Here is a 26,466-nt window from a genome sequence, read left to right as displayed (position 1 = left end):
CGCCTCAGCGGCGGCCGCCCTTCTTCTTTTCCTTGGCCAGGTTGGGGCCGAACTTGCGCACGTCGCGCGACAGCTGGAGGTCGGCTTCGGGGAAGTATTCGCCTTCCCAACTGGCCAGCACATCGCCGTTGAACACGAGGGTGAGATTCTTGATCTCGGTCGTGCCACGGCGATTGGTGCGGTTGCTGGCGGTGTAGTCCCAGCGGTTGGCATGGAACGGATCGGCGATCGACGGGCTGCCGAGCAGCGACTGCACCTGCTGCTTGCTCTGGCCCACCTGCAACTGGTCAACGGCCGTCTTCTCGAGCAGGTTGCCCTGGTAGATCGGCTGCTTGTAGAGAATGCCGCAGCCGGCAGTGGCGGAAGCGAGGACGGCGACCAGCAGGAATTTGCGCATGGGGCAGGTACGGTAGGAAACCGGGCCGATGATACACTCCCGCGCACCGCCGCAACCGAGCTTCAGGCAGCTGGCGCTAAACCGAGAGTGAACGGAGACGCCATGGAATCGCAGGACCTTCGCAAAGTCGGCCTCAAGGTCACCCACCCGCGCATGCGCATCCTGGAGTTGCTGGAGCAGAAGAACTCCCAGCACCACCTGAGCGCGGAAGACATCTACCGTCAGCTGCTGGACCACGGCGACGAGATCGGCTTGGCCACGGTGTACCGCGTGCTGACCCAGTTCGAGGCGGCAGGTCTGGTGCTGAAGCACAACTTCGAGGGCGGCCAGGCCGTCTACGAACTCGACCGCGGCGGCCACCACGACCATATGGTGGACGTGGACACGGGCAAGATCATCGAGTTCGAAAGCACCGAGATCGAAAAACTGCAGCGCGAGATCGCCGCCAAGCACGGCTACGAGCTGGAAGAGCACTCGCTGGTGCTGTACGTGCGCAAGAAGCGCTGATAGCCCGGAAATCCCGGGCTGTGGGAGCGACGCAAGTCGCGACGAGGCTTCATCGACCCCACTTCGCGACTTGCGTCGCTCCCGCAAGTAAACAACAAGGGTGGATCAGACCGCGTTGGCGAGCAGCCGCTTGGCCGCGGCATGGGCTTCCTTGCTGACCTCCACGCCGCCCAGCATCCGGGCGAGTTCTTCCTCGCGCTGCTTCGCGCCCAGCTTCTCGACCGCGCTCTGGGTCATGCCCTCCACCGGCGCTTTGCTGACGCGGTAGTGCGCGTGGCCTTGCGCGGCCACCTGGGGCAGATGGGTGACGCACAGCACCTGTCGCTGGGCACCGAGTGCGCGCAGTTTCTGGCCGACGATCTCGGCGACCGCGCCGCCGATGCCGGCATCGACTTCGTCGAAGATCATGGTGGGAACCGCATCCAGGCCAAGCGCGGCTACTTCGATCGCCAGCGAAATGCGCGCGAGTTCGCCGCCGGAGGCGACCTTGCGCAGCGGGCGGGGCGGCTGGCCGGCGTTGGCGGAGACCAGGAATTCGATGCGTTCGGCGCCGGTCGGATCCGGGCGTTCGCCGTCCTGAGGCTCCAGCTCGATCCCGAAGCGGCCACCGCCCATGCCCAGCTCGGCGATGAGTGCGGTGGTGGTGTCGCCCAGTGCTTTGGCGGCGCGCTGGCGCGTGCGGGTCAGTGCGGCGGCGGCATCGCGCCAGTGTCCCTTGGCCGCGTCGATCTCGCTGTTGAGCTGGAGCAGGCGCTCGCCCGCACCACGCAGTGATTCCAGCTCGGCCGCCAGCCGGTCGTGCTGCTCCTGCAGGCCTTCCAGCGGCACCCGGTGCTTGCGCGCGAGGTCGTGCACGCGGGCGAGCTTGCGCTCCAGCGCATCGAACTGCAGGGGTTCGCCGTCCAGGTCGTCCCGGACCTGGCCGAGCAGCGACAGGGCTTCCTCGACCTGGATCGCCGCGCCGTCCAGCAGCGCATCCACATCGCGCAGGCGCGGCTCGTGTTCGGCCTGGCGGGCGAGGTCGGCGCGCACCTGCTGCAGATGGCGCGTCAACGAGGGGGCGTCGTCACCGGCCAGTTGACCCAGCGCCGCGTCACAGGCCTGGATCAGGCCGGTGGCGTGGGCCTGGCGGCGATGGCTGGCCACCAGGGCCTCCAGCGCGGCCGGCGACAGGTCTTCGCGCTGCAACTCGGCCAACTGGTGCTCCAGGTAATTGATCCGGTCCGAGACATCGCCCTGGCCGGACAACTGTTCGCGTTCGCGCAGGAGGGCGCTCCAGCGAAGCGCCGCGTCGCGCACGGCGCTGCGCTCGTCGCCGTTGCGGGCGAAGGCATCCAGCAGTGCCAACTGGCTCTGGCGGGCGAGCAGGGCCTGGTGTTCATGCTGGCCATGGATTTCCACCAGGCGGGCCGCGAGATCGGAAAGCTGCGACAGCGTCACGCTGCGGCCATTGATCCAGGCGCGCGAGCCGCCGTCGGCACGGATCACCCGGCGCAACTGGCACTGTCCATCGTCGTCGAGCTCGTTGTCCGCGAGCCAGGTGTGCGCCGGAGAGCCCGCCGAAGCCAGGAACTCGGCGGACAGCTCGGCGCGCTCCGCGCCATGCCGGACCACCCCGCTGTCGGCCCGCAGGCCCGACAGGAAGCCCAGCGCGTCCACCAGCAGCGATTTGCCGGCGCCGGTTTCTCCTGAAATGACGGTCATGCCATCGCCGAACTCCAGCTCGGCGGCGCGGACGACGGCGAAATCCTTGATGGCGAGGTGTCTGAGCATGCGGCGGATTGTAAGCGGTGCCGGCTCAGGTTCTGAGACGCGGGGAGCGCCCGGCTTGCAAAGCCGCAGGCGCGACGTTATCTAACGGGCATGAACTCACCGTCGCCCCCGCTGGATCCGCGCGCCCGCCAACTGCTGCGCACGCTGATCTCGCGCTATATCCGCGACGGCGAGCCGGTGGGGTCGCAGACGCTGGCCCGGCACGCCGGACTGGAAGTCAGTTCGGCGACGATCCGCAACATCCTCTCGGAACTCGAGGAGGTCGGGCTGCTCAGTTCGCCGCACACCTCCGCCGGGCGCATCCCCACGGCACAGGGCTACCGGGTGTTCGTGGACAGCCTGGTACAGGTGAAGTCGCTGGGAGAGGGCGAAGTGGCCCGGCTGCGTTCGGAGCTGCCGGCCGGCGCCGGGACCCAGGCGCTGCTCGGCAACGCCTCCGAGCTGCTGTCGGCGATGACCCACTTCGTCGGCGTGGTCAGCGTGCCGCGGCGCGAGCAGTTCGCGTTCCGCTACATCGACTTCGTGCCGCTGGATGGCCAGCGGGTGATGGCCATCCTGGTATTCGCCGACAACGACGTGCAGAACCGCGTCATCGAAACGCGCCGGGCCTACGACCGGTCCGAACTCGAGCGCATCGCCAACTACCTGAACACCCAGTTCGCCGGCCGGCCCCTGTCCGAGATCCGCGCGAACCTGCTGCATGACCTGCGCAGGGCGCAGACCGAGATGGAGGGGTTGCTGGCCGAATCCATCGAACTGGCGGAGCAGGCCCTGACGCCGCCCAACGACGACGTGGTGCTGGCAGGACAGACCCGCCTGATGGGCGTGCAGGAACTGTCCGATCTGGAACGGCTGCGCGACCTGTTCGAGGCATTCGCCCGCAAGCGCGAGATCCTGCAGTTGCTGGAGCGCACGATCCGAGCGCCGGGCGTACGCATCTTCATCGGCGAGGACACCGGCCTGGCGCCGCACGACGGCGTCTCGGTGGTGACCGCCCCCTACATGGCGGGCGGGCAGGTGCTGGGCGTGCTGGGCGTCATCGGGCCTACCCGGATGGCGTATGACCGGGTCATTCCGGTGGTGCAGGCGGCGGCGGATGTACTCGGTGCGGCCTTGAATCCGGAAACGCCGGCCCCATAGGTTGGTGCTTGGGCGGCCGGACTTGCCGCGATGGGACCCGAAATGAACCAACACGAACACGATTCCGACCTGGGCGGCGGCAACGAGCCGCAGGACGTCGAAGGCGCGCTGATCGCCGAACTGGAAACCCTCCGCAACGAAGTGGACCAGCTGCGCGCGGCGTCGCTGCTCGAGCGCGCCGACCTGGACAACCAGCGCAAGCGCGTGGCGCGCGATATCGAGCAGGCGCGCAAGTTCGCCAACGAACGCCTGCTGGGCGACCTGCTGCCGGTATTCGACAGCCTGGACGCCGGGCTGGCAGCGGCGGGCAATGAGCCCAGTCCGCTGCGCGACGGGCTCGAGCTGACGTACAAGCAGTTGCTGAAAGTGGCCGGCGACAATGGCCTGACCCTGCTCGACCCTGCCGGCGAAGCCTTCAATCCCGAGCATCACCAGGCCATCAGCCAGGCCGATGCCCCCGGCGCGGACCCCGGCAGCGTGGTGCAGGTGTTCCAGAAGGGCTACGTACTCAATGGCCGCCTGCTGCGCCCGGCCCTGGTCGTCGTTGCAAAACACGACTGAACGCCTTCGCGGGGCGCTTGAACGGCGTCATCGCACCCTTATATCGAGACCATCCACCCGGCCACCGGCCGGATCCAGACAGAATTTGCTAGGGAGCATTCACCATGGGCAAGATCATCGGCATCGACCTCGGCACGACCAACTCGTGCGTGGCGATCATGGACGGCGGCAAGGCCCGCGTCATCGAAAACTCGGAAGGCGACCGCACCACGCCCTCCATCGTCGCCTACACCAAGGACGGCGAAGTGCTGGTGGGCGCGTCGGCCAAGCGCCAGGCGGTCACCAACCCGAAGAACACCTTCTACGCGGTGAAGCGCCTGATCGGCCGCAAGTTCACCGACGCGGAAGTGAAGAAGGACCTGGACCTGGTCCCGTACGCCATCATCCCGCATGAAAACGGCGACGCGTGGGTACAGACTTCCGACGGCAAGAAGCTGTCGGCGCAGGAAATCTCCGCGCGCATCCTGGAGAAGATGAAGAAGACGGCCGAAGCCTTCCTGGGCGAGACCGTCACCGAAGCCGTCATCACCGTGCCGGCCTACTTCAACGACAGCCAGCGCCAGGCCACCAAGGACGCCGGCAAGATCGCCGGCCTGGACGTCAAGCGCATCATCAACGAACCGACCGCGGCCGCGCTGGCCTACGGCCTGGACAAGGGCGACGGCGGCGCCGACCGCAAGATCGTCGTCTATGACCTGGGCGGCGGCACGTTCGACGTGTCCATCATCGAGATCGCCAACGTCGACGGCGAGAAGCAGTTCGAAGTGCTGGCGACCAACGGCGACACCTTCCTGGGTGGCGAAGACTTCGACAAGCGCGTCATCGACTACCTCGTCGAGGAGTTCCAGAAGGACCAGGGCATCGACCTGCGCAAGGATCCGCTGGCCCTGCAACGCCTGAAGGACGCCGCAGAGCGCGCCAAGATCGAACTATCCAGCTCGCAGCAGACCGAAGTGAACCTGCCGTACGTCACCGCCGACGCCTCGGGCCCGAAGCACCTCAACATCAAGCTGACCCGCGCCAAGCTGGAAGCGCTGGTGGAAGACCTGGTGAAGAAGACGATCGAGCCGTGCCGCATCGCGCTGAACGATGCCGGCCTGCGCGCCAGCGACATCGGCGAGGTCATCCTCGTCGGCGGCCAGACCCGCATGCCGAAGGTGCAGCAGGCGGTGGCCGAGTTCTTCGGCAAGGAGCCCCGCAAGGACGTCAACCCCGATGAGGCCGTGGCGCTGGGTGCCGCGATCCAGGGCGGCGTGCTGGCCGGCGACGTCAAGGACGTGCTGCTGCTCGACGTGACTCCGCTGTCGCTGGGCATCGAGACGCTGGGCGGCGTGTTCACCAAGATCATCGAGAAGAACACCACCATCCCGACCAAGGCCTCGCAGACCTTCTCCACCGCCGAGGACAACCAGTCCGCGGTGACGGTGCACGTGCTGCAGGGTGAGCGCGAGCAGGCCCGCTTCAACAAGTCGCTGGCCAAGTTCGACCTGTCCGGCATCGAGCCGGCGCCGCGCGGCATGCCGCAGGTGGAGGTGTCGTTCGATATCGACGCCAACGGCATCCTGCACGTGTCGGCCAAGGACAAGAAGACCAACAAGGAACAGAAGGTCGAGATCAAGGCCGGCTCGGGTCTGTCCGAGGACGAGATCGCGCGCATGGTGGCCGATGCGGAGGCGCATCGCGAGGAAGACAAGAAGTTCCAGGAACTGGTGCAGACGCGTAACCAGGCCGACGGCCTGCTGCACGCCACCCGCAGCGCCATCACCGAACACGGCAGCAAGGTGCCGGGCGACGTGATCGGCCGTGTCGAAGCCGCGATCGCCGACCTCGACACGGCGATGAAGGGCGACGACAAGGCGCAGATCGAAGCGAAGTCCAAGGCGTTGGAGGAAGCCGCCCAGTCGCTGTATGCGGCCGCCGCGTCGGAGCAGCCGGGCACCGCCGATGCGGGCCAGGGCAACCCCGCGGACGACGTGGTCGATGCGGAATTCACCGAGGTGAAGGAGGACAAGAAGCCGTGATGAGTGATTCGGGATTCGTGATTCGGAAAGGTGGAGCGCAAGCTCCACTTCTTCCGTCGCGGATCCTGGACATCGAACAGGCAGTTGCTTTTGCGAATCACCCATAACCCCTCACGAATCACGGCTCCATGAGCAAACGCGACTACTACGAAGTCCTGGGCGTGGCCCGCGACGCCAGTGACGAAGACCTGAAGAAGGCCTATCGCCGCTGCGCCATGAAGCACCACCCGGACCGCAATCCGGGCGATGCCGCCGCCGAGGCCGCGTTCAAGGAGTGCAAGGAGGCCTACGAGGTCTTGTCGGACGGCGCCAAGCGCCGCACCTACGACGCCCATGGGCATGCCGCGTTCGAGCACGGCATGGGCGGCGGCGGTGCCGGTGGCCCCGACATGGGCGATATTTTCGGCGACATCTTCGGCAACATCTTCGGCGGAGGCGGTGCCCGCGCGGCGCGGCGCGGCGCGGATGTCGGCTACGTGATGGAGCTGGACCTGGAGGAGGCCGTCGCCGGGGTCGAGAAGCGCATCGACATTCCCTCGCTGGTCGCCTGCGCGCCGTGCAAGGGCTCGGGTTCGGCCGATGGCAAGGTGGAGACCTGTGGCACCTGCGGTGGACGCGGCAACGTCCGCATGCAGCGCGGCATCTTCGCCATGCAGCAGGCGTGTCCAGCCTGTGGTGGCCGCGGCCAGATCATCCGGAATCCCTGCACGGAATGCCATGGCGCCGGGCGCGTGGAAGAAGAAAAGGTCCTGTCGGTCAAGATTCCGGCCGGCGTCGACAACGGTGACCGCATCCGCCTGACCGGCGAAGGTGAAGCCGGCCCGCCGGGCACGCCGCCGGGTGACCTGTACGTGGAAGTGCGCGTGCGCGAACACGACATCTTCCAGCGCGATGGCGATGACCTGCACTGCGAAGTGCCCATCCGCATTTCGCAGGCGGCGCTGGGCGACACCGTGCGCGTTCCCACGCTGCATGGCGAGGCGGAGATCCGCATCCCCGCGGAAACGCAGACCGGCAAGCTGTTCCGCCTGCGCGGCAAGGGCGTCAAGTCCGTGCGCAGCCGCAGCGAGGGCGATCTGTACTGCCGCGTGGTGGTGGAAACGCCGGTCAACCTGACCCCCGAACAGCGGGAACTGCTGGAGAAATTCGAGGCCACGTTCAGCGGCGACGAAGCGCGCAAGCACTCACCGAAATCGGCCACGTTCCTGGATGGCGTCAAGGGCTTCTGGGACCGCATGACCTCCTGATTTCCTGCGTTACCCCGCCGCCCGCGCGGGCGAGCAGCTTGTGGCATCCTGCGACGGCCCCGGCGACCCCGGGGCCGTTTTCATTCAGGTCCACGATGAAGGGAGGCCGCGTGCATACGAACAAGGGGAAGTGGTGGGGAGTATTGGCGCTGGTCGTGCTGGCGCCCGCATGGGCGGCCGATGACCGGCCGTTGCAGGTCGAGCGCGAGTCGACGCGATTCGTGCTCAATGCCGATGGCAGTTTCGTGCAGGAGCAGGAAACTGCGATCAAGGTGCTGAAGGACAGCGCCCTGGAAGCCGCTAAGGATGCGTCGGTCAGCTACAGCACCAGCATCCAGAAGGCCGAGGTGGTCGAAGCCTACACGTTGAAGCCGGATGGCCGCCGCGTCGATGTGCCCAAGGGCAACTACCAGGTCAGCAGCAGTTCGGGGCGGGAGGGCGATTCGCCCATCTACTCCGACCAGACGACGCTTACCGTCGTGTTCCCGGAACTCGCCGTCGGCGACATCACGGTGTTCACGTACCGGGTGACGGCCACCCAGCCGATGTTTCCGGGCCATTTCTCGGTGATCCGCAATTACAGCCCGGCCGCGTACTACGGCGACGTGCAGGTGACCATCGATGCGCCGGAGGCGATGCAGGCCACGTGGCGCAACTGGCAGATGACCCAGCCCGCGGTCCAAACGCGCGACGGCCGCCGGATCGTGCGCTGGCAATGGAGCAACCGCCAGCCAGTCGACCGCGAGAGCCTGCGCGATACGGTCTTCACCGCCGACCGCTACCCGGGCTACGCGTTCTCCACCTTCGCCAGTTACGCCGACATCGCGGCGGCCTATGGTGGCCCGGCCAATGCCAAGGCGGCACTGACGCCCCGCTTGCGCACGCTCGCCGCGGAGATCGCGGGCAAGAGCAAGGACCCGCGCGAGACGGCGAAGAAGCTCTACGAATGGGTCTCCACGAAGATCACCTATGCGGGTAACTGCATCGGCCTGGGCGCCGTGGTGCCGCGCGACCTGGAGGTGGTCCTCGACAACCGCATGGGCGACTGCAAGGACCACGCGACCCTGCTGCAGGCGCTGCTGAAGGCGCGCGGCATCGACAGCACCCAGGCGCTGATCAATGCGGGAGGCACGTACACACTGCCGGACATCCCGGTCGCGTCGGTCGTCAACCACGTGATCAACTACATCCCCAGCCTGGACCTGTACGTGGACTCCACCGCGGCCACGGCACCCTTCGGCAGCCTGCCGGACGGCGCTGCTGGCAAGCCGGTGCTGCTGGTGGACGGCCATCGCGACGGCGCCACGACGCCGGCGACGCAGGTGGGCTCGGAATGGCAGAAGTTGCGCACGGCCATCCGCATCCAGCCCGACGGCTCGATCAAGGGCACGCAGCGGGTGGAACTGAGCGGGCGCATGGCGGTCGCGGCGCGGTCGCAGTTCCGCAACTTTGGCGCGGGCGACGCCGACAAGCTGGTCCGCAACTACTTCCGGGGGAACGCCCTGACCGCGAATGGCAAGGTGACGTACGACGATCCGGTGCCGATGCTGGAGACCTTCAACATGGAGGCGGACTTCGAGGTCGACCGGATGATTCCGACGACCGGCGGCTTCCAGGTGCAGCCCTGGTTCCTCAGTTTCACCCCGGTCTCCATGCTGGTGGCCTCGCAGCTCGGCGACCCGGACCAGCCGGAAGGCGAGAGCAGTTGCGGCGCTTACCACTCGGACGAGGAATACACGTTCGAGTTTCCTGCCTTGATGCGGATCATCGCCGTGCCGAAGGACGTCAGCCTGCACGAGGGTACGCTGAGCTACGCCTCGACGTTCCGCCAGGAAGGCGCCCGCTTGTATGTCCGGCGCACACTGGATGACCGGACGCCGGGACCGGTGTGCTCGCCCGAGTACAACGAGGGTTTCTCCCAGGTCATGCGGAAGATCATGCCCGACCTGCGCGCGCAGGTGGTCTACCTGACAGAGGAAGGAGCGGTGAAGCAGTGAGCGCCGATCGGTGCAGCGCGTGACGCCCAATCTCCCTCCGCTGATCGGCATCGTCGGCAGCGCAGGCGCCTATGGCCGCTGGCTGCAGCATTTCTTCCGCGTGCGCATGGGTCTGGAGGTGATCGGCCACGACCCGGCCGATCCCGCCTCGGCGGACGAGGCCGAACTCGTGCGGCGGGCGGATGTCCTGGTTTTCTCGGCGCCGATCCGCCACACCGGGGCGCTGGTCGCCCGGTATGCGGCGCTTGCCGGGGGAAGCGAGGCTGGCCGGTTGTGGCTGGATGTCACCTCGATCAAGGCTGTGCCGGTAGCGGCGATGCTGGCCTCGCGCGCCGAGGTGGTCGGCCTGCATCCGATGACCGCGCCGCCCAAGGCCCCGACCCTGAAGGGCAGGGTGATGGTGGTCTGCGAGGCGCGCCTCGACACATGGCGGCCTTGGGTGGTGTCGCTCCTTGCTGCAATCGAGGCGGAATGCGTGCAGGCGACGCCCGAGCAGCACGACCGGGTCATGGCGCTGGTGCAGGCCATGGTGCATGCCTCGCATCTGGCCCAGGCGGGCGTCCTGCGCGCGCAGTCGGCGCGGGTCGGCGACCTGGCCGCGTTGATGCCGTTCCGCTCCGCATCCTTCGAGATGGATGCGGCGATCATCGCGCGCATCCTGTCGTTGAATCCGGCCATCTACGAAGACATCCAGTTCGGGAACCCCTATGCCGGCGAAACACTGCGGGCGCTGGGCACGCAGATCACCCGGATGGCATCGCTGGTGGGCGAGGGGACGGACATGGCGCGCGCGGCGTTCCGCCAAGAATTCCTGCGCGAAAACCGCGACGCCTTCGGCGACACGACACTGGCCGAGGGCAACTACAGCTACGAGCGCATCGGCTACCTGCTGGCCGATCTCGCCGGCGCGCAGGCGCTCAGCGTGCACCTGCCGGAAGACAGGCCGGGCTCTCTGCGTGCTCTGCTGCACGTGTTCGAGCGGCACGCCGTCAGCCTGTCATCGATCCATTCATCGCGCACGCCGGAGGGCGAAGTGCATTTCCGCATCGGATTCGATGCGGACGTGGACCGCATGGCGCTGGCCCGCGTGGTGGGTGACATCGACGGCACGGGCCTGGGGAAGGTGTTGGCATGAGCGCGCCGACGGAGATGAGGGCCTTGACCATCGATGGAGTACTCGCTGGGAAGGCTGTCGAGTTCACCCGTCCCGGCAGTCGCAGCGCGATCGCGAAATCACCGCTGGAGGGCAGGCAGCGGGTCACCCTGCTGGGCATCCTCGGTGACCAGCAAGGCGACCTGCGCGTGCATGGCGGGCCGGACAAGGCCATCCATCACTACCCTGCGGACCACTACGCCCGATGGCGCGACGATATCGGGGCGCATCCATTGCTCGATGCTCCCGGTGCATTCGGCGAAAACATCAGTACGCATGGCATGGCCGAGGACGCGATCTGTCTTGGCGACCGCTTCCGGCTGGGCACGGCGCTGGTGGAGGTATCCCAGTCCCGGCAGCCGTGCTGGAAACTGTCGGACCGTTTCGCCGTGTCCGACATGGCCCGTCGCGTGCAGGACTCGGGGCGGACCGGCTGGTACTACCGCGTGCTCGAAGAGGGAGAAGTGCAGGCAGGTGACCGCATGACGCTGGAGGCGCGGCCACATCCCGCGTGGCCACTCGCGCGCCTGATCGAGCTGCTGTACCGGCGATCGCCAGAGCCCGGCCTGCTGCGCGAGGTGCTGGTGCTGCCACTGGTACCGTCATGGCGGACGCTGTTCGAACGCCGCCTTGCGCAGGGCGCCATCGAGGATTGGGGCAAACGGTTGACGGGCGCTTCTTCGCACGAATGAAGCAACGCACGGCGCTTCATGCGTACGGCGTCTCGCCAGATACATGCGTTTACTCGACAGGGTGGTGGCGTCCCACTAGCATCGCGTGTGTCCGGTGCCGGCACGCATGGCATCGCTTTCATCATCCGCAGGGAGTGTGGGGAGATGAGCCGGGATAACAGGTTGACGTCGTTGTCGTCAGTGCGGCCTGACATGCGAAGCGGCGAAGCGGCATCGTCGGCTGCCGACGATATTGCGTTGCTGCAGCGCATCGTCGCGGCGCAAAGCGAAATCGCCGCCGCAGGTCCCGAACCGCAGGAGGTCGTGGACGCGATCACCCATCGTGCGCAGGAACTCACCCGCTCAGCCGGCGCGGTGCTGGAAATCCGCGACGGCGACGTGATGCGCTACTGGTCGGCCAGCGGGATCGCGCAAGGACAGGTCGGCTTCAGCCTGCCGGTGTCCGGCAGCTTGTCCGGCCGCTGCATCGAAGAGCAGCAGGTGTTGAGATGCGATGACAGCGAAGTGGATCCGCGCGTCAATCGTGACGCGTGCCGCAGCGTGGGGTTGCGTTCGATGCTGGTCGCGCCGCTGAGCTTCCGCGGACAGGTGGTGGGTGTGCTGAAGGTCCTGGCGACCACGCCCGCCGCCTACGCGGACACGGATTGCAGGACGCTCGAGCATTTGAGCACGCTCGTGGCCGCGAGCATGTACAAGGCCATCGAACATGCGCAGATGCGCGCAGCGCTGGATGCCCGCATGGGTCAGGGCGAACGCGAGCGGCGCCATGCGCAGGACGCCCGGGAGCGACTGCTGCAGGTGCTGGAAGGGGCGCAGCTCACGGCAGCCCTGCAGCCGATCGTCAGGCTCGCCGACGGCGTGGTGGTGGGCTACGAGGCGCTTGCGCGGTTTCCGCTGGAGTACGACCTGTCGACAGGCCGCTGGTTCGAGGATGCGGCGAGCAGCGGCTTGAGCGTGGAACTGGAGCTGGCCGCCGCAGCGGTCGCCCTGGCGCGGTTGCCCTCCCTTCCCGATGACGCCTTCCTCGCCGTCAACGTATCGCCCGAAACCGCCTGCAACGCACGACTCCACGACCTGCTCGCCGGTCACGCCCCGCAACGGCTGGTGCTGGAAATCACCGAACACACCGCCGTGGAAGATTACGCGCGCCTTGGCCAGTGCCTGTCCGCGCTGCAGCAGGCCGGCGTCCGCATCGCCGTGGACGATACCGGGGCAGGTTTCGCCAGCTTGCGCCATGTGCTGAGGTTGGCGCCGGACATCATCAAGCTCGACATCACGCTGGTGCGTGAAATCGACCAGCGTCCACGCGTGCAATCGCTCGTGGCGGCGCTCCTGACGTTCGCGCAGGGCACGCAGGCGGAACTGATCGCCGAAGGCGTCGAGAACGAACGGCAACTGCAGACGCTGAAGGAGCTCGGGGTGCCGTTCGCACAGGGATTCCACCTGGGCTATCCGCAGGTTCCCTGATCCGGACATTCCCGGTTCGCGTTGGCATCACGCGCCCGCTACCATGCCTGCATGGACACTTCCCCGACACGTCTCCTGATCCACGGTGCCTCCGGCCGGATGGGCCAGGCCTTGCTTCGACTGGCTGCCGAGCAGCCTGCGGTGTACCAGACCGTGGCGGCCGTGACGCGGCGCGCGCCTGCGCAGCGGGTGGTGGATGGCGTGCCCCACTTCGCGGCCAGCGAACTGGCGGGCGTGCCCGACTTCGACGTGGCGATCGATTTCAGCCTGCCGGAAGGGTTCGACCCGGTGCTGGCGCTGTGCACCGACCGTGGTCGGGCACTGGTCTCCGGCACCACCGGCATATCCCCGGTGCAGCAGGAGGCATTGGCCGCGGCCAGTGGACGCATTCCGCTGGTGTGGGCGACGAATTTCAGCCTGGGCGTGGCGGTGCTGGCCGATGTGGTCGAACGCGTGGCGGCGGCGTTGCCGGGGTGGGACGTGGACATCGTGGAGTCGCACCATGTCCACAAGAAGGATGCCCCGTCCGGCACCGCATTGACGCTGGGACAGGCCGCCGGCAGTGCGGGCGCGCAGGTGCACTACGCCAGCCTGCGGGCCGGCGACATTGTCGGTGAACATACCGTGCAGTTCGCCGGGCTCGGCGAGCGCATCGAGCTGACCCACCGTGCCACGCATCGCGATGTCTTCGCGCGTGGTGCCCTGCACGTCGCGCGCGTGCTGTCGGGACGCCCGCCGGGCGCCTATCACGTGCGGGATCTGCTGGATTGAAGGCTGGCCGGGCGTCCCGATATGGACGCCGGAATATGAACACGCCTCGCTGCGGGCGGGCGCTGTCCGTCGGACAGGCAAAAAAACGGTGGCGCTGAACAGGCCATCCCCGTACAATTCCCGCTCGCCTGTTACCCATCGCCACGGACCGGATAAATGCCGCGTTCGCGGTTTCTTGCAGCCGCAAGTCGGTGGGGCAGGGTTCCTCCACCCCAAGGCGAACCCCGTGACACGACCCGCAATTCTCGTACTCGAAGACGGCACCGTATTCGAGGGCGACTCCGTAGGCGCCGACGGCCTTTCGGTCGGCGAAGTGGTGTTCAACACCGCGATGACCGGCTATCAGGAAATCCTGACCGACCCGTCCTACGCCCGCCAACTGGTCACCCTGACCTATCCCCACATCGGCAATACAGGCTGCACCGACCAGGACGACGAAGCCGCCAAGGTCTGGTGCGCCGGTCTCATCGTGCGCGACGTGCCGCGCCGCCCCAGCAGCTGGCGCAGCCAGCAGGCTCTGCCGGAGTGGCTGCAATCACGCGGCATCGTGGCCATTGCCGGCATAGACACCCGCAAGCTGACGCGCATCCTGCGCGAGCGCGGTGCGCAGAACGGCGCACTGATGGCGGGCGAGGGCATCAACGCGGAGATGGCGCTGGAAGCGGCGCGCAAGTTCCCCGGCCTGAAAGGCATGGACCTGGCCAAGGTGGTCAGTACCGACAAACCGTATCCCTGGCGCGACGGCCAGTTGGACCTGGACCGCAACGCGTTCGTGCAGGCGCCGGCGAAGTTCAAGGTCGTGGCGTACGACTTCGGCGTGAAGCACAACATCCTGCGCATGCTGGCCGAACGCGGTTGCGACGTGACCGTGGTGCCCGCGCAGACCAGCGCCGCGGACGTGCTCGCGCTGCAGCCGGATGGCGTGTTCCTGTCCAACGGCCCGGGCGACCCCGCGCCGTGCGACTACGCCATCACCGCCATCCGCGAGCTCATCGCGAAGAAGGTGCCGACGTTCGGCATCTGCCTGGGCCACCAGCTGCTGGCCCTGGCGGCCGGCGCGCAGACCATGAAGATGGGCCACGGCCACCACGGTGCCAATCACCCGGTGCAGGATCTCGACAGCGGTCGCGTGATGATCACCTCGCAGAACCACGGCTTCGCGGTGGATGAAGCGACGCTGCCGGCCAACGTGCGCGTGATCCATCGTTCGCTGTTCGACGGCACCAACCAGGGCATCGAACTGACGGATGCCCCCGCCTTCTCGTTCCAGGGACATCCGGAGGCATCGCCGGGCCCGCACGATGTATCGCCCTTGTTCGACCGGTTCGTGGCCTCGATGGAGGCACGCTGATGCGCGTGCGCCTTGCTGTCACCGCTGTGCTGATGGCGCTTGCGCTGCCGGCTGCCGCCGCCGCGCCCGGTGAAAAGCAGATCGACGAGATGACCGACCTGCTGGTCAGCATGTTGCCGGTCGGCGCCATCATGGAAGAGGCGGCCGGTGAGAATCCCGCCTGGCCGGTGCAGGACAAGCCGGATGCCGTCACGCCCGTGCAGTTGGCCTGCCTGCGCAGCGAACTTTCCCGCGACGGCTTCCGCCGTGTGAAGCGGGCTGAAGTGGTCGAGTACGCACAGGCACATCCGGGCCGGTTCGACGAAGAATTGCGCCTGGTCCGCACGGCGGCGCCGGTGTTCGGCAGCATCGTGCAGGCCGGCATCGCCTCGGCGAAGACGGAAACCGACCTGGATCCCGCCGACCTGATGCGAACGGCCAGTGCCGACCAGTTGCTGGCACTGCTCACCATCGCGCGCGATCCCGAGTACCGCGATTTCCGCGCACTGAGTGGCTTCGGCGACGTGCTCGCCGGCGACGGCGACAAGGCCGACGGCAAGTCGGTGGGCGAGATGGCGGCCATCAAGATGATGTTCCAGGGCATGAAGGCGTGCGATGTGTCGCCAGGTGCCCTGATGTGATGTGCACCCGTGCGCGCCCATGCGCGCCGGGACAAGAGGTGGAGCGTGGCCCGTCCATCGCCCCTGTCGGACGCGCCCCTGGAGCAGATGCCCAGGGCGGCGGCCCCACACAATCCGAGAAGTAGATTCCCATGCCCAAGCGCAACGACCTTAAAACCATCCTGATCATCGGCGCAGGCCCGATCGTCATCGGCCAGGCCTGCGAGTTCGATTATTCCGGCGCGCAGGCGTGCAAGGCGCTGCGCGAAGAGGGATACCGGGTGGTGCTGGTCAACAGCAATCCGGCGACCATCATGACCGACCCGGAAATGGCGGACGCGGTCTACATTGAGCCGATCAACTGGCAGACGGTCGAGAAGATCATCGCCAAGGAGAAGCCCGACGCGCTGCTGCCGACCATGGGTGGCCAGACCGCGCTGAACTGCGCACTGGATCTGGCCGACAACGGCGTGCTGGAGAAATACGGCGTCGAACTGATCGGCGCCAAGCGCGAAGCCATCCGCATGGCCGAGGATCGCGAGCTGTTCCGCGTGGCGATGGGCGAGATCGGACTGGAATGTCCGAAAGCCGCCGTGGCCCACACGCTGGAAGAAGCGCTGGAGATCCAGACCCGCGTCGGCTATCCCACCATCATCCGCCCCAGCTTCACCCTGGGCGGCAGCGGCGGCGGCATCGCCTACAACCGCGAAGAGCTGATCGACATCGTCACCCGCGGCCTGGAACTGTCGCCGACCACCGAGGTGCTGGTGGAGGAATCGGTGCTGGGATGGAAGGAATTCGAGATGGAAGTGGTCCGCGACACGGCGGACAACTGCATCATCGTCTGCTCCATCGAGAACCTTGACCCGATGGGCGTGCACACCGGCGACAGCATCACGGTCGCACCCGCGCAGACCCTGACCGACAAGGAGTACCAGCGCCTGCGCGATGCCTCCATCGCGGTGCTGCGCAAGATCGGCGTGGATACCGGTGGCTCGAACGTGCAGTTCGGCATCAATGCACAGACGGGCCGCGTGGTCGTCATCGAGATGAATCCGCGCGTGTCGCGTTCGTCCGCGCTGGCCTCGAAGGCTACCGGCTTCCCGATCGCCAAGGTCGCGGCCAAGCTGGCCGTGGGTTACACGCTGGATGAACTGAAGAACGAGATCACCGGTGGCCTCACCCCGGCGTCGTTCGAGCCGGCCATCGACTACGTGGTCACCAAGATCCCGCGCTTCGCGTTCGAGAAGTTCCCGCAGGCCGACGCACGCCTGACCACGCAGATGAAGTCGGTGGGCGAGGTGATGGCGATGGGCCGCACCTTCCAGGAATCGCTGCAGAAGGCGTTGCGCGGCCTGGAAACCGGCAAGGTCGGGCTCGATCCGACCGGCCTGGACCTCGCCAGCGAAGACGACCTGACCACGCTGCGGCGCGAACTGAAGGCCCCCGGCCCGGAGCGTCTGTTCCATGTCGCCGACGCCTTCCGGGCCGGCATGACCGTGGAGCAGGTGCACGCGCTGTCGTTCATCGATCCGTGGTTCCTCGACCAGATGGAAGAGATCATCGCCGCCGAGCAGCAACTGGCCACCGATGGGCTCGGCTCGCTGGACAAGGCGCGCATGCGCCATCTCAAGCGCATGGGTTTCTCGGATGCGCGCCTGGCGCAACTGGCGAACACGAATGAGACCGCCGTGCGCGTGCTGCGCAAGGCGCTGGGGGTGAAGCCTGTCTACAAGCGCGTGGACTCGTGCGCGGCCGAGTTCGCCACCAGCACCGCGTACCTGTATTCGACCTACGAGGACGAGTGCGAGGCCGAGCCGACCAACCGCGACAAGATCATGATCCTGGGCGGTGGCCCGAACCGGATCGGGCAGGGCATCGAGTTCGACTACTGCTGCGTGCATGCAGCGCTCGCGCTGCGCGAGGACGGATTCGAGACCATCATGGTCAACTGCAATCCGGAAACCGTGTCCACCGACTACGACACCTCGGACCGCCTGTATTTCGAGCCGCTCACGCTGGAAGACGTGCTGGCGATCGTCGAACTGGAGCAGCCCAAGGGCGTGATCGTGCAGTACGGCGGGCAGACCCCGCTGAAGCTGGCGCAGGCCCTGGAAGCCAATGGCGTGCCGATCATCGGCACGTCGCCGGACTCCATCGACCTGGCCGAAGACCGCGAGCGTTTCCAGCAACTGGTCGACAGGCTGGGCCTGAAGCAGCCGCCGAACCGCATCGCCCGGAACGACCAGGAAGCCCTGCTGCTGGCCCGCGAAATCGGCTATCCGCTGGTGGTGCGTCCGTCGTATGTGCTGGGCGGACGCGCGATGGAGATCGTCTATGGCGAATCCGACCTGGCCCGCTACGTGCGCGACGCGGTCAAGGTCTCCAACGATTCGCCGGTGCTGCTCGACCGCTTCCTCGACAATGCGGTGGAAGTGGACGTGGACATCATCGCCGACCCGGAAGGCAACGTGCTGATCGGTGGCGTGATGGAGCACATCGAGGAGGCGGGCGTGCACTCGGGCGATTCGTCCTGCTCGCTGCCGCCGTACTCGCTGTCGGCCAAGACGCAGGACGAACTGCGCCGGCAGGTGGTGGAACTGGCCAAGGCACTGAAGGTCGTCGGCCTGATGAACACCCAGTTTGCCATCCAGGCCGCCGAGGATGGCGGTGACGACATCGTCTACCTGCTGGAAGTGAACCCGCGCGCCTCGCGTACGGTGCCGTTCGTGTCCAAGGCCACCGGCATGCCGCTGGCCAAGATCGCGGCCCGCTGCATGGCCGGCAAGACGCTGGCCGGGCAGGGCGCCACCCGGGAGATCGTGCCGGACTACTACTCGGTGAAGGAGGCGATTTTCCCGTTCGCCAAGTTCCAGGGCGTGGACCCGATCCTGGGCCCGGAAATGCGTTCCACCGGCGAAGTCATGGGCGTGGGCCGCAGCTTCGGTGCCGCCATGGCGCGCGCGCAGGAAGCAGGTGGCATCAAGGCGCCGCCGGTCGGCAAGGTTTTCATCTCGGTACGCGACCCGGACAAGAAGCGCGTGCTGCCGGTGGCGCAGGAGCTGGTCGGCCGCGGTTACAGCATCGTGGCCACCGCCGGGACCGCCGCATGGCTGCGTGAGCGCGGCATCGACTGCGAGCAGGTGAACAAGGTGGTCGAGGGCCGTCCGCACGTGGTGGACCTGATCAAGAACGGCGAGATCGTGTATATCGTCAACACGACGGAAGGACGCCAGGCCATTGCCGACTCCTTCTCGATCCGGCGCGAGGCGTTGCAGCACCGCGTCACCTACTCAACCACCGTTGCCGGCGCCAAGGCGCTGGTGCATTCGCTGGAATACCGTGGCACGGGCCCGGTGCTGGCGTTGCAGGAACTGCACAAGGAGCTTCAAGGGTGAGAGCCCCATTGACCATGCAGGGCGCGCAGCGCCTGCGCCAGGAACTGGATCTGCTGAAGACGGTGAAGCGGCCGGAAGTGATCACCGCCATCGCCGAAGCGCGCGCGCACGGTGACCTGAAGGAAAACGCCGAATACCATGCCGCCCGCGAGCAGCAGGGCTTCATCGAAGGCCGCATCAAGCAGCTGGAAGGCGAGCTGTCGCACGCCGAGATCATCGACGTCAGCAAGCTCAACGCCGGCACGCGCATTGTGTTCGGCGCCCGCGTGGTGCTGGCCGATGTCGACACCGATGAAGAAAAGCGCTACCAGGTGGTCGGCGACCTCGAGGCGGACATCAAGCTGGGCCTGATCGCGATCTCCTCGCCGCTGGCCCGAGCGCTGATCGGCAAGCACGAAGGCGACAGCGTCACGATAGACGCGCCTGCCGGCCAGCGCGAATACGAAATCGTCAGCGTTTCCTACGCAGACTGAGCCGATGGCGCAGGCCACGCTGCTGTTGCCTCCGCGTACCCGCCTGGTGGGACAGGCACTGCCGGCCGATGTGGCGCGGGCGCTGGGGCGCGCGGATCGCGCGGCCGGTGAGGCGGGCGAGCATGCGCAGCTGCGGCGCCACTTCCAGTTGGTGCCGGACCATTGGCCGGTCGCAGCCCTGACGCGCCAGCGCGACGCACGGGATGCCGCCGGCGCGTTGTGGCTGCGTGCCGATCCTGCGCGCGTCTCGCCCGACATGAACGGTGCGCGCATGCTGGCGTATGGCGAGGCGCTGGCGCTGGGCGACGAAGACACCGCGCAGTTGCTGCCCGCACTGAAGCCGCTGTTCGGCGATGCCGGCATGCTGCTGGACGCACCGGATCCCGCCCGCTGGTACCTGCGCCTGCCGCCCGAGGCGAAACTCCCGGTGTTCGCGCCGGTGAATGACGTGCTGGGCGACGATCTGTTCGCGCACCTGCCGGAAGGCGAAGCGGGCCGCCGTTGGCGTGCCCTGCTCAGCGAAGCGCAGGTGCTGCTGCACAACCATCCCTGGAACGCACAGCGCGTCGCGCAGGGCAAGCCGCCGGTGAACTCGCTGTGGTTCTGGGGCGGCGGCGTGCTCCCGGACTTCGTACGCACCGGTTTCCGCCAGGTCAAAGGCAACGATGTGCTTTTGCAGTCGCTGGCGCATGCGGCCGGGGTGGAACCTGTGCACGCGAGCGGGGAGGGCGGCGTGGATGCGCTGATCGATCTGCGTCATCTGCGCAACCTGGATCTGCTGTGCCGTGACGCACTGCAGCCCCTGCTGGACGCCCTGCACAAGCGCGAGCTGGACGTGCTGACCCTGGATTTCGAGGATGGCGCGCTGTTCGCGCTGCGCCGCGAGCAACGCTGGCGCCTCTGGCGCCGCCCGATGCAACGCCTGGACACGCTACGCCCGGACCACGTTCCGGCATGACCTCGCCCAGGATCCGCCGTCGGACCATCGCGGCGAATGGTCAGTGGCCCGAGGGTGTGCCGTTGCTCCTGCAACGCCTCTACGAAGCCCGCGGTGCACTCTCGATGGACCAGGCGCAACCACGCCTGGCGCAGTTGCTGCCACCCGACCAGCTCGGGGGCCTTGGCGGCGCCACCGCGTTGCTCGCCGATGCGATCGCGCAGGACCGGCACATCGTCATCGTGGGCGACTTCGATTGCGATGGCGCCACGGCGTGCGCGGTCGGCGTGCGCGGCCTGCGCCTGCTTGGCGCGCGGCACGTGACGCCTGCGGTGCCCAACCGCATGGTGCATGGCTACGGATTGTCGCCCTCGCTGGTGGATGAACTCGCCGCACTGCAACCCGACCTGCTCGTCACGGTCGATCACGGCATCGCATGCCATGCCGGCATCGCGGCGGCGAAGTCGCGGGGCTGGCAAGTGCTTGTCACCGACCACCACCTGCCCGGCGACGCCTTGCCGCCGGCCGATGCCATCGTCAATCCGAACCTGCGCGATGACCCGTTTCCCAGCAAGGTGCTGGCCGGTGTCGGGGTGATGTTCTACGTGCTGCTGGCGTTGCGACGGCTCCTGCGCGAACGGGGCACGTTCGACGGCGCGGGGCCGGATCTCTCCACGCTGCTGGATCTGGTCGCCGTGGGTACCGTGGCCGATCTCGTGCCGCTGGATGCGAACAACCGCGCCCTGGTCGGCGCAGGCTTGCGCCGGCTGCGGGCCGGGCAGGCGTGTGCGGGCCTGCAGGCACTGATGCGCGTGGCGGGCCGCGAGCCGGCGCGCCTGACCGCAGCCGACATCGGTTTCGCCATCGCGCCACGGTTGAATGCGGCCGGACGGCTGGAGGACATGGCCCTCGGCATCGCCTGCCTGCTGACCGACGATGCCACGCAGGCCGAAGAGATGGCGCGCGTTCTGGAAGGCATCAATGCCGAGCGTCGTGGCGTGCAGCAGCAGATGGTGGATGAGGCGCAGGCCGCGCTCGCGCGCATCGATGTCGCGGAAGGCGGGCAGGTGCCGCTCGCCCCGTGCCTGTTCGATCCGGAATGGCATCCCGGCGTGGTGGGCCTGGTCGCCTCGAAGATGAAGGAACGCCTGCATCGCCCGGTCGTGGCCTTCGCACCCGCAGAGCCGGGCAGCACCACGCTGCGCGGGTCGGCGCGCTCGATTCCCGGCTTCCACATCCGCGACGCGCTGGCGGCCATCGACACTGCGAACCCCGGCCTGATGCAGCGCTTCGGCGGCCATGCGATGGCGGCGGGGCTGTCGCTCGATGAAAGTGCACTGCCGGTGTTCCGTGACGCCTTCCACCGCCATGCCGCCGCGATGCTCGACGACGCCTTGCTGCAGGAAGAACTCCTGAGTGACGGCGAACTCCAGCCCGGCGAACTGGACCGCATGCACGCGGAAGCACTGCGTGGCGCGGGGCCATGGGGGCAGGGATTCCCGGAACCCATGTTCGATGGCGTGTTCGACGTGCTGGACTGGCGCGTGGTGGGCGAGAAGCACCTGAAGTTCTCGTTGCGCCTGCGCGGACAGGCCACACCGTTGAACGCGATCCAGTTCAACGGGTGGCACGACCAGCCACCGCCTTCCCGCATCCAGGCCGCCTATCAGCTGGACACCGACGACTGGCAGAACCGTCGCGGCATCCAGTTGCTGGTCCGGCACTGGCAACCGGCCGATTGAGGGCGCCGATCAGCGCTCCGGCCAGGCCAGGGGCTCCGGATTGCGGGACGGCACTTCGCCGGCACGCTTCAGTCCGAACAAGGGCCGCAGCCATCCCGCGCGGCGGATCACTTCATAGCCGGCGAAGCACGCGGCGAAGGTGATCGCCACCAGCAAGGGACCTTCCACCATCGGCGGTATCGCCAACGGTTTCAGCTGGTGGGCGACGACCACGGTCACCGTCTGATGCAGGATGTAGACGGGAAATACCGCCGGCACCAGATAGCGCAGCGCACGGTTGTCGGCAGGACGCCAGTGCCGGGCGAAACCCAGTACCGCCACGATGGCGCACCACTGGTTCAGGCCCCAGGCCATCCGCATCCCCATGCGTGCCCAGTCGGGCGGTGCCGCGTCGGCAAAATGCGCGAAATAGGCGACCAGCCCGGCCCAGCTGAGCAGCCAGGCAACGAGGGCTGGCCAGCGCTGGCGTTCGATGGCATCCCACACCCCGTCCGCACGGGCGATGAGGAAGCCGAGCAGGAACACGCCGAAGTACTGCACATGGTTGTACCAGTCGTCCACCAGGGCGTGCGTCTGCTCGAAGCGGCCGATCATCAGCACACGTGCCACGCCGAGGAACAGGACGGGACCGGCCAGCACGCCGATGCCGGAAAGCCAGCGGCCCAAGTGGCGCTCCGCTGCATTGATGGCGCGGGGCACGAGCTTCCAGAGCAGCCACAGTGCAACGGTGTAGACCCACAGGTAGGCGACGAACCACAGATGGTTCCATGTCGGGACCTCCAGGCAGCCGTCGGCATCGCAGAAGCCGTCATGACCGGTCAGGTAGCGCGCGTAGAACGCCAGGTAGCCCTCGTGGTAGCCGCCAGGCAACTGTTCGACCACCTCGTAGTAGGACTGCGGCGGCACGATCACCAGCATGCCGAAGACAAGCGGCACCAGCAGCCGCCACGAACGGGTCCCAAGAAAGCGCATCCGGCCACCGGCAGCATCGGCGGCCTGCCGCGCCTTGCCGAGCAGGAACGCCGTGGCGCAGCCGGACACCAGGAACAGCAGCGACAGTCGCCAGGGGGAGCTGAGCATCATGAACGGTTCCAGCGCGTGGCTGGCGCCGGGGCTTTTCACGTGCCAGTCCCAGGTCACGTAGTACATGCCCACGTGGTAGAGCACCAGCAGCCCGAAGGCGCAGACGCGGACCCAGTCCAGATCGTGGCGACGTTGCATGGTGCTCTCCTTCATCGGCAAGGCGGCCAGCGTCGGGCGCCGTGCGTGTGCACGCCATCGCGAAGGGACGCGTGGTGGAGGGGCAGGGGCCAATCGAGGGAAGCAAGGGACGAGTGGCGGCGGTGTTGCGGGAGGCGCGGGCTAGAATGCGCGCATGATGGAACGGTCCCCACCCACCTACGAACGCTATCTGCCCTGGCGGCGATGGGTGGAGATCGGGTTCTGGGTGGCGATGATCGGCGCCAACTGCATCGGCAACAGCATGACCACGCTGATCGACATGCGGCGGCAGGGCTCCGGCGTGGAGGCCTGGGAGCCGGCCGTCTGGGAAGCGAGCAGTGCGCTGGTGTGGCTGCTGGTCCTGATACCGGCGATCGCCTGGTACACCCGACGCTTCCCGCTGCATTGGGAAAACTGGCGCCGGCGGATACCCGAGTACCTGCTGGCGAGCATCGTGGTCTGCATCATCCACGTCGCCGGCATGGTCGCGCTGCGCGTGATGGCCTACCGCAGCCAGGGCATGACCTACGAGTTCGGCCCCTGGCCTCGCGAACTGGTCTATGAGTACCTGAAGGATATCCGCAGCTTCGCCACGATCGTCGTACTGGTGGAAGGCTACCGCTTCCTGCTGCGCCGCTGGCAGGGTGAAGCCAGCCTGCTGGCCGAGCCGGACGAAGGTCCGCCGCTGGAGCCGGTGGACCGCCCGGAGCGCTTCCTGGTGCGCAAGCTGGGCCGCGAGTTCCTGGTGGCGGCCAACGATATCGAGTGGCTGCAGGCCGCAGGCAACTACGTCAATCTGCGGGTACGCGGCCACGACTACCCGTTGCGGAGCACGATCGCCGGCATCGAGACCCGCCTGGATCCACGCCGTTTCACCCGCATCCACCGCAGCTACATCGTCAGCCTGGACCAGGTGGCCTCGATCGAGCCGCTGGACACCGGTGATGCGCGCGTGCACATGAAGGATGGCAGCGCGCTGCCGTGCAGCCGCCGCTACCGACAGGACCTGCGTCAGCGGACCGGGGCCGAAGCCGCCTAGGCGGCGCGGATCGCCGGCACGCGCGGCAGACGTTCCACGGCGTAGCTGGCCACCAGTTCGATGGCACCGCTGCGGACCGCGCCTTCAGGCTCCTCCAGCAGCGCTTGCAGGGCGACGCCGGGTGGGAGCGTGCGTCCCCACAATCCGGCCCAGGCGTTGCGGCGGTCCTTGGCCGCATACAGGGCGCGGTCGGCCATGCGCAGCGCGTAGTCCCAACCGCCTGTGGTGTTGTCGAAGAACGGGAAAGGGGCGAAGCCCAGCGAGACGGTCAGTGGCCAGCGCTGGCCTGGCGCCAACTCGTGCGTATCGCACAGTGTTTCCTGCACGCGCGCCGCCACCGCGCAGGCCTGGGCTTCGGTCAGGTCCGCGCACGCCATCAGGAACTCCTCGCCACCCCAGCGGGCGATGACGTCGTCCGCACGCCCCAGTTCGCGCAGCTGGCGCGAGAGCGCCACCAGCACCTGGTCGCCGGCGTGGTGACCATGACCATCGTTGACCTGCTTGAAGTGGTCGATATCGATGAGGAACAGCACATGGCGCGTACCGGCGGCGGGCCGCTGCAACGACATGGCCTTCAGCGACTCCGTGGCGGCGCGGCGATTGCGCAGGCCGGTCAGGGGATCAGTGGCACTGACCTTGCGCAGCTGCCGGTTCTTGCGACGCTGCAACAGGCCGAAGCCGACACCTGCCAGCACCAGCAGGGTCATCAGCGTCACGCCCGCACGACGCAACAGCGCGGATTTCTCGTCATTCAGCACGCGGATCTGTGCCTGGTGACGCATCTGCTCCAGTTCGCGCTGGGCCTGTGCGCTCTCGCTCCGCGCCTGCAGGTCGGCCAGCAACTCCAGCCGCTGATGCCTCAGCGCTTCCATCTCCAATCCGTGCAGGCGGGCACCCACCGCCAGTGCCTGCTCCGCTTGCCCCAGCGCGGCATGCGCCGCCATCCACGCGAGCAGCACTTCGCGCTGCTTCTGCGGCTGTGGCTGGTCGTCCACCAGGGCCCAGGCTGCGCGCGCGGTCTCCAGCGCCTGCATGCGTTCACCGGCCTTGCGCTGCAGGACCGACAGTTTCGCAAGCGAGCCCGCCTGCCCGGGCAGGTCCCTGTTCCTCGCCTGTTCGCGGATGGCTGCCGCCAGCACCGGCCGGGCCCGTTCCAATTGCCCCTGCCGGATCCACAGGCCTGCACGCTCGCTGCGCAGGCGATGCACCACGGTATGGGCCTGCTGGCGCTGGGCCATGGCTTCACCGGCGTCGATCGTTTCCATGGCGTCTGCATCGCGCTCCAGCGCGACCAGGTTGAGCGCATGGTTGTGCACGATCAGGGGGTCTTCCAGGCCCACGCTGGCCGCTGCGGCCAGGGCTTTGAGGTAGTACCCGTCGGCCACCTCGGGCGAGGCCAGATAGTCGGCATGGATCAGCCCGATATTGTTGAGCGTGGCGGCCTGCACCAGCCCGGCATCGCGTTCGTCGAGCCGCGAAGAGACGTCGTAGGCACGGAGGTACGCGGCCTCCGCGGCGCGGATGTGGCCGGCGCCCTGGTAGATCGACCCGATCTGCGAATACGCGCGCATCCGCAGCGCGGGTGCGAGCGAGGGCGTTTCATCGACGCGCCGTTCCATCCGCTCGGCGGCGCTGATCGCCCGCTCCGGCTCACCGCTCAGGCCGGCGGCGATGCCCAGGCAACTCAGCGTCTTGAGTTCATCCTCGACGTTCAGGTCTTTCGCTTGCAGCAGCGCGCTCGCCAGCACCACCGCCCTGGCAGGTTCGTCGCGCCTCAGTTTCAGGCACTGGCCGACCTGGTTCGCACGGTCGGCCACGGGCGCCGTCGGCGCGTCGCCGGCACAGGCCACGGAGAAGGCGAACACCAGCGCCAGGCCGAGCAGGCCGGACAGCAGCGATGCGGACGGTGCGATGTGGGTGGTCATGCCGGCGGCGACTCTGGGCAGGGCACCGGATGTCATGCAAGAACCGTTCCGCAGC

21 protein-coding genes are annotated in these 26,466 nt (G+C 67.5%); 17 read left to right on the top strand and 4 right to left on the bottom strand.

Annotated features, from left to right (window positions below; all coding sequences use genetic code 11):
* Nucleotides 1–4 precede the first annotated feature (4 nt).
* Nucleotides 5–397: an outer membrane protein assembly factor BamE gene (locus tag ACIPRS_RS00340; protein WP_192201119.1), complete on the bottom strand. Its 393-nt coding sequence runs from the start codon at nucleotides 395–397 to the stop codon at nucleotides 5–7.
* Between the two features lie 102 nt (nucleotides 398–499).
* Between ACIPRS_RS00340 and fur the strand changes: the two genes are divergently transcribed.
* A complete protein-coding gene (gene fur / locus ACIPRS_RS00335; RefSeq protein ID WP_142125397.1) occupies nucleotides 500–904 on the top strand; it encodes a ferric iron uptake transcriptional regulator in 405 nt (134 codons plus the stop codon).
* 105 nt (nucleotides 905–1,009) lie between these two features.
* On the opposite strand, the gene recN is transcribed toward fur, so the two are convergent.
* Entirely contained in the window at nucleotides 1,010–2,677 is a 1,668-nt protein-coding gene (gene recN / locus ACIPRS_RS00330; protein WP_446537135.1) for a DNA repair protein RecN, read from the bottom strand.
* Nucleotides 2,678–2,767: 90 nt separating this feature from the next.
* Between recN and hrcA the strand changes: the two genes are divergently transcribed.
* From hrcA to recJ, 15 genes are all read left to right on the top strand, one after another.
* Nucleotides 2,768–3,817 carry a heat-inducible transcriptional repressor HrcA gene (hrcA, locus tag ACIPRS_RS00325; protein ID WP_446537134.1) on the top strand — a complete coding sequence of 350 codons (1,050 nt, stop codon included), beginning with the start codon at nucleotides 2,768–2,770 and terminating at the stop codon, nucleotides 3,815–3,817.
* A 42-nt stretch (nucleotides 3,818–3,859) separates the two neighbouring features.
* Nucleotides 3,860–4,378 carry a nucleotide exchange factor GrpE gene (gene grpE / locus ACIPRS_RS00320; RefSeq protein WP_142125400.1) on the top strand — a complete coding sequence of 173 codons (519 nt, stop codon included), beginning with the start codon at nucleotides 3,860–3,862 and terminating at the stop codon, nucleotides 4,376–4,378.
* Nucleotides 4,379–4,482: 104 nt separating this feature from the next.
* Nucleotides 4,483–6,399, top strand: a complete 1,917-nt coding sequence (dnaK, locus tag ACIPRS_RS00315) for a molecular chaperone DnaK (RefSeq protein ID WP_446537133.1) — start codon at nucleotides 4,483–4,485, stop codon at nucleotides 6,397–6,399.
* Nucleotides 6,400–6,527: 128 nt separating this feature from the next.
* Nucleotides 6,528–7,646, top strand: coding sequence for a molecular chaperone DnaJ (gene dnaJ / locus ACIPRS_RS00310; protein ID WP_192201123.1), 1,119 nt, complete (start codon nucleotides 6,528–6,530; stop codon nucleotides 7,644–7,646).
* A gap of 110 nt (nucleotides 7,647–7,756) precedes the next feature.
* Nucleotides 7,757–9,643, top strand: a complete 1,887-nt coding sequence (locus ACIPRS_RS00305; RefSeq protein ID WP_446537132.1) for a DUF3857 domain-containing transglutaminase family protein — start codon at nucleotides 7,757–7,759, stop codon at nucleotides 9,641–9,643.
* Nucleotides 9,644–9,653: 10 nt separating this feature from the next.
* Nucleotides 9,654–10,778, top strand: coding sequence for a prephenate dehydrogenase (locus ACIPRS_RS00300; protein WP_446537131.1), 1,125 nt, complete (start codon nucleotides 9,654–9,656; stop codon nucleotides 10,776–10,778).
* Nucleotides 10,775–11,488 (top strand): MOSC domain-containing protein, encoded by a 714-nt coding sequence (locus ACIPRS_RS00295; RefSeq protein ID WP_446537130.1) that lies wholly within the window; start codon nucleotides 10,775–10,777, stop codon nucleotides 11,486–11,488. The genes ACIPRS_RS00300 and ACIPRS_RS00295 overlap by 4 nt, the downstream gene beginning before the upstream one ends.
* 192 nt (nucleotides 11,489–11,680) lie before the next feature.
* Nucleotides 11,681–12,955, top strand: coding sequence for an EAL domain-containing protein (locus tag ACIPRS_RS00290; protein WP_446537129.1), 1,275 nt, complete (start codon nucleotides 11,681–11,683; stop codon nucleotides 12,953–12,955).
* Between the two features lie 51 nt (nucleotides 12,956–13,006).
* Nucleotides 13,007–13,726 carry a 4-hydroxy-tetrahydrodipicolinate reductase gene (gene dapB / locus ACIPRS_RS00285; RefSeq protein WP_337729820.1) on the top strand — a complete coding sequence of 240 codons (720 nt, stop codon included), beginning with the start codon at nucleotides 13,007–13,009 and terminating at the stop codon, nucleotides 13,724–13,726.
* 226 nt (nucleotides 13,727–13,952) lie between these two features.
* Nucleotides 13,953–15,077: a glutamine-hydrolyzing carbamoyl-phosphate synthase small subunit gene (carA, locus tag ACIPRS_RS00280; protein WP_446537128.1), complete on the top strand. Its 1,125-nt coding sequence runs from the start codon at nucleotides 13,953–13,955 to the stop codon at nucleotides 15,075–15,077.
* Nucleotides 15,077–15,697 (top strand): hypothetical protein, encoded by a 621-nt coding sequence (locus ACIPRS_RS00275; protein ID WP_446537127.1) that lies wholly within the window; start codon nucleotides 15,077–15,079, stop codon nucleotides 15,695–15,697. The genes carA and ACIPRS_RS00275 overlap by 1 nt, the downstream gene beginning before the upstream one ends.
* 131 nt (nucleotides 15,698–15,828) lie before the next feature.
* Nucleotides 15,829–19,074 carry a carbamoyl-phosphate synthase large subunit gene (gene carB, locus ACIPRS_RS00270; RefSeq protein ID WP_446537126.1) on the top strand — a complete coding sequence of 1,082 codons (3,246 nt, stop codon included), beginning with the start codon at nucleotides 15,829–15,831 and terminating at the stop codon, nucleotides 19,072–19,074.
* Nucleotides 19,075–19,082: 8 nt separating this feature from the next.
* Nucleotides 19,083–19,547, top strand: coding sequence for a transcription elongation factor GreA (gene greA, locus ACIPRS_RS00265; RefSeq protein WP_185742123.1), 465 nt, complete (start codon nucleotides 19,083–19,085; stop codon nucleotides 19,545–19,547).
* 4 nt (nucleotides 19,548–19,551) lie between these two features.
* Nucleotides 19,552–20,505, top strand: coding sequence for a phosphoglycerate mutase (locus ACIPRS_RS00260; RefSeq protein ID WP_446537125.1), 954 nt, complete (start codon nucleotides 19,552–19,554; stop codon nucleotides 20,503–20,505).
* On the top strand, nucleotides 20,502–22,226 hold the full coding sequence (gene recJ / locus ACIPRS_RS00255) for a single-stranded-DNA-specific exonuclease RecJ (RefSeq protein ID WP_446537124.1): 1,725 nt from the start codon (nucleotides 20,502–20,504) through the stop codon (nucleotides 22,224–22,226). Before ACIPRS_RS00260 ends, recJ begins: the two co-directional genes overlap by 4 nt.
* Nucleotides 22,227–22,235: 9 nt before the next feature.
* On the opposite strand, the gene ACIPRS_RS00250 is transcribed toward recJ, so the two are convergent.
* Entirely contained in the window at nucleotides 22,236–23,447 is a 1,212-nt protein-coding gene (locus ACIPRS_RS00250; RefSeq protein WP_446537123.1) for an acyltransferase family protein, read from the bottom strand.
* Between the two features lie 154 nt (nucleotides 23,448–23,601).
* Between ACIPRS_RS00250 and ACIPRS_RS00245 the strand changes: the two genes are divergently transcribed.
* Nucleotides 23,602–24,486, top strand: coding sequence for a LytTR family DNA-binding domain-containing protein (locus ACIPRS_RS00245; protein ID WP_446537122.1), 885 nt, complete (start codon nucleotides 23,602–23,604; stop codon nucleotides 24,484–24,486).
* Here ACIPRS_RS00245 and ACIPRS_RS00240 read toward each other — a convergent pair.
* Nucleotides 24,483–26,447: a diguanylate cyclase domain-containing protein gene (locus tag ACIPRS_RS00240; protein ID WP_446537121.1), complete on the bottom strand. Its 1,965-nt coding sequence runs from the start codon at nucleotides 26,445–26,447 to the stop codon at nucleotides 24,483–24,485. The two genes, ACIPRS_RS00245 and ACIPRS_RS00240, sit on opposite strands and share 4 nt — an antisense overlap.
* Nucleotides 26,448–26,466: the final 19 nt, after the last annotated feature.

The sequence above is a fragment of the Pseudoxanthomonas sp. LARHCG66 genome (assembly GCF_052871755.1).
Note: the sequence above shows the minus strand (reverse complement) of the source record. Positions and strands in the feature narration are given on the sequence as shown.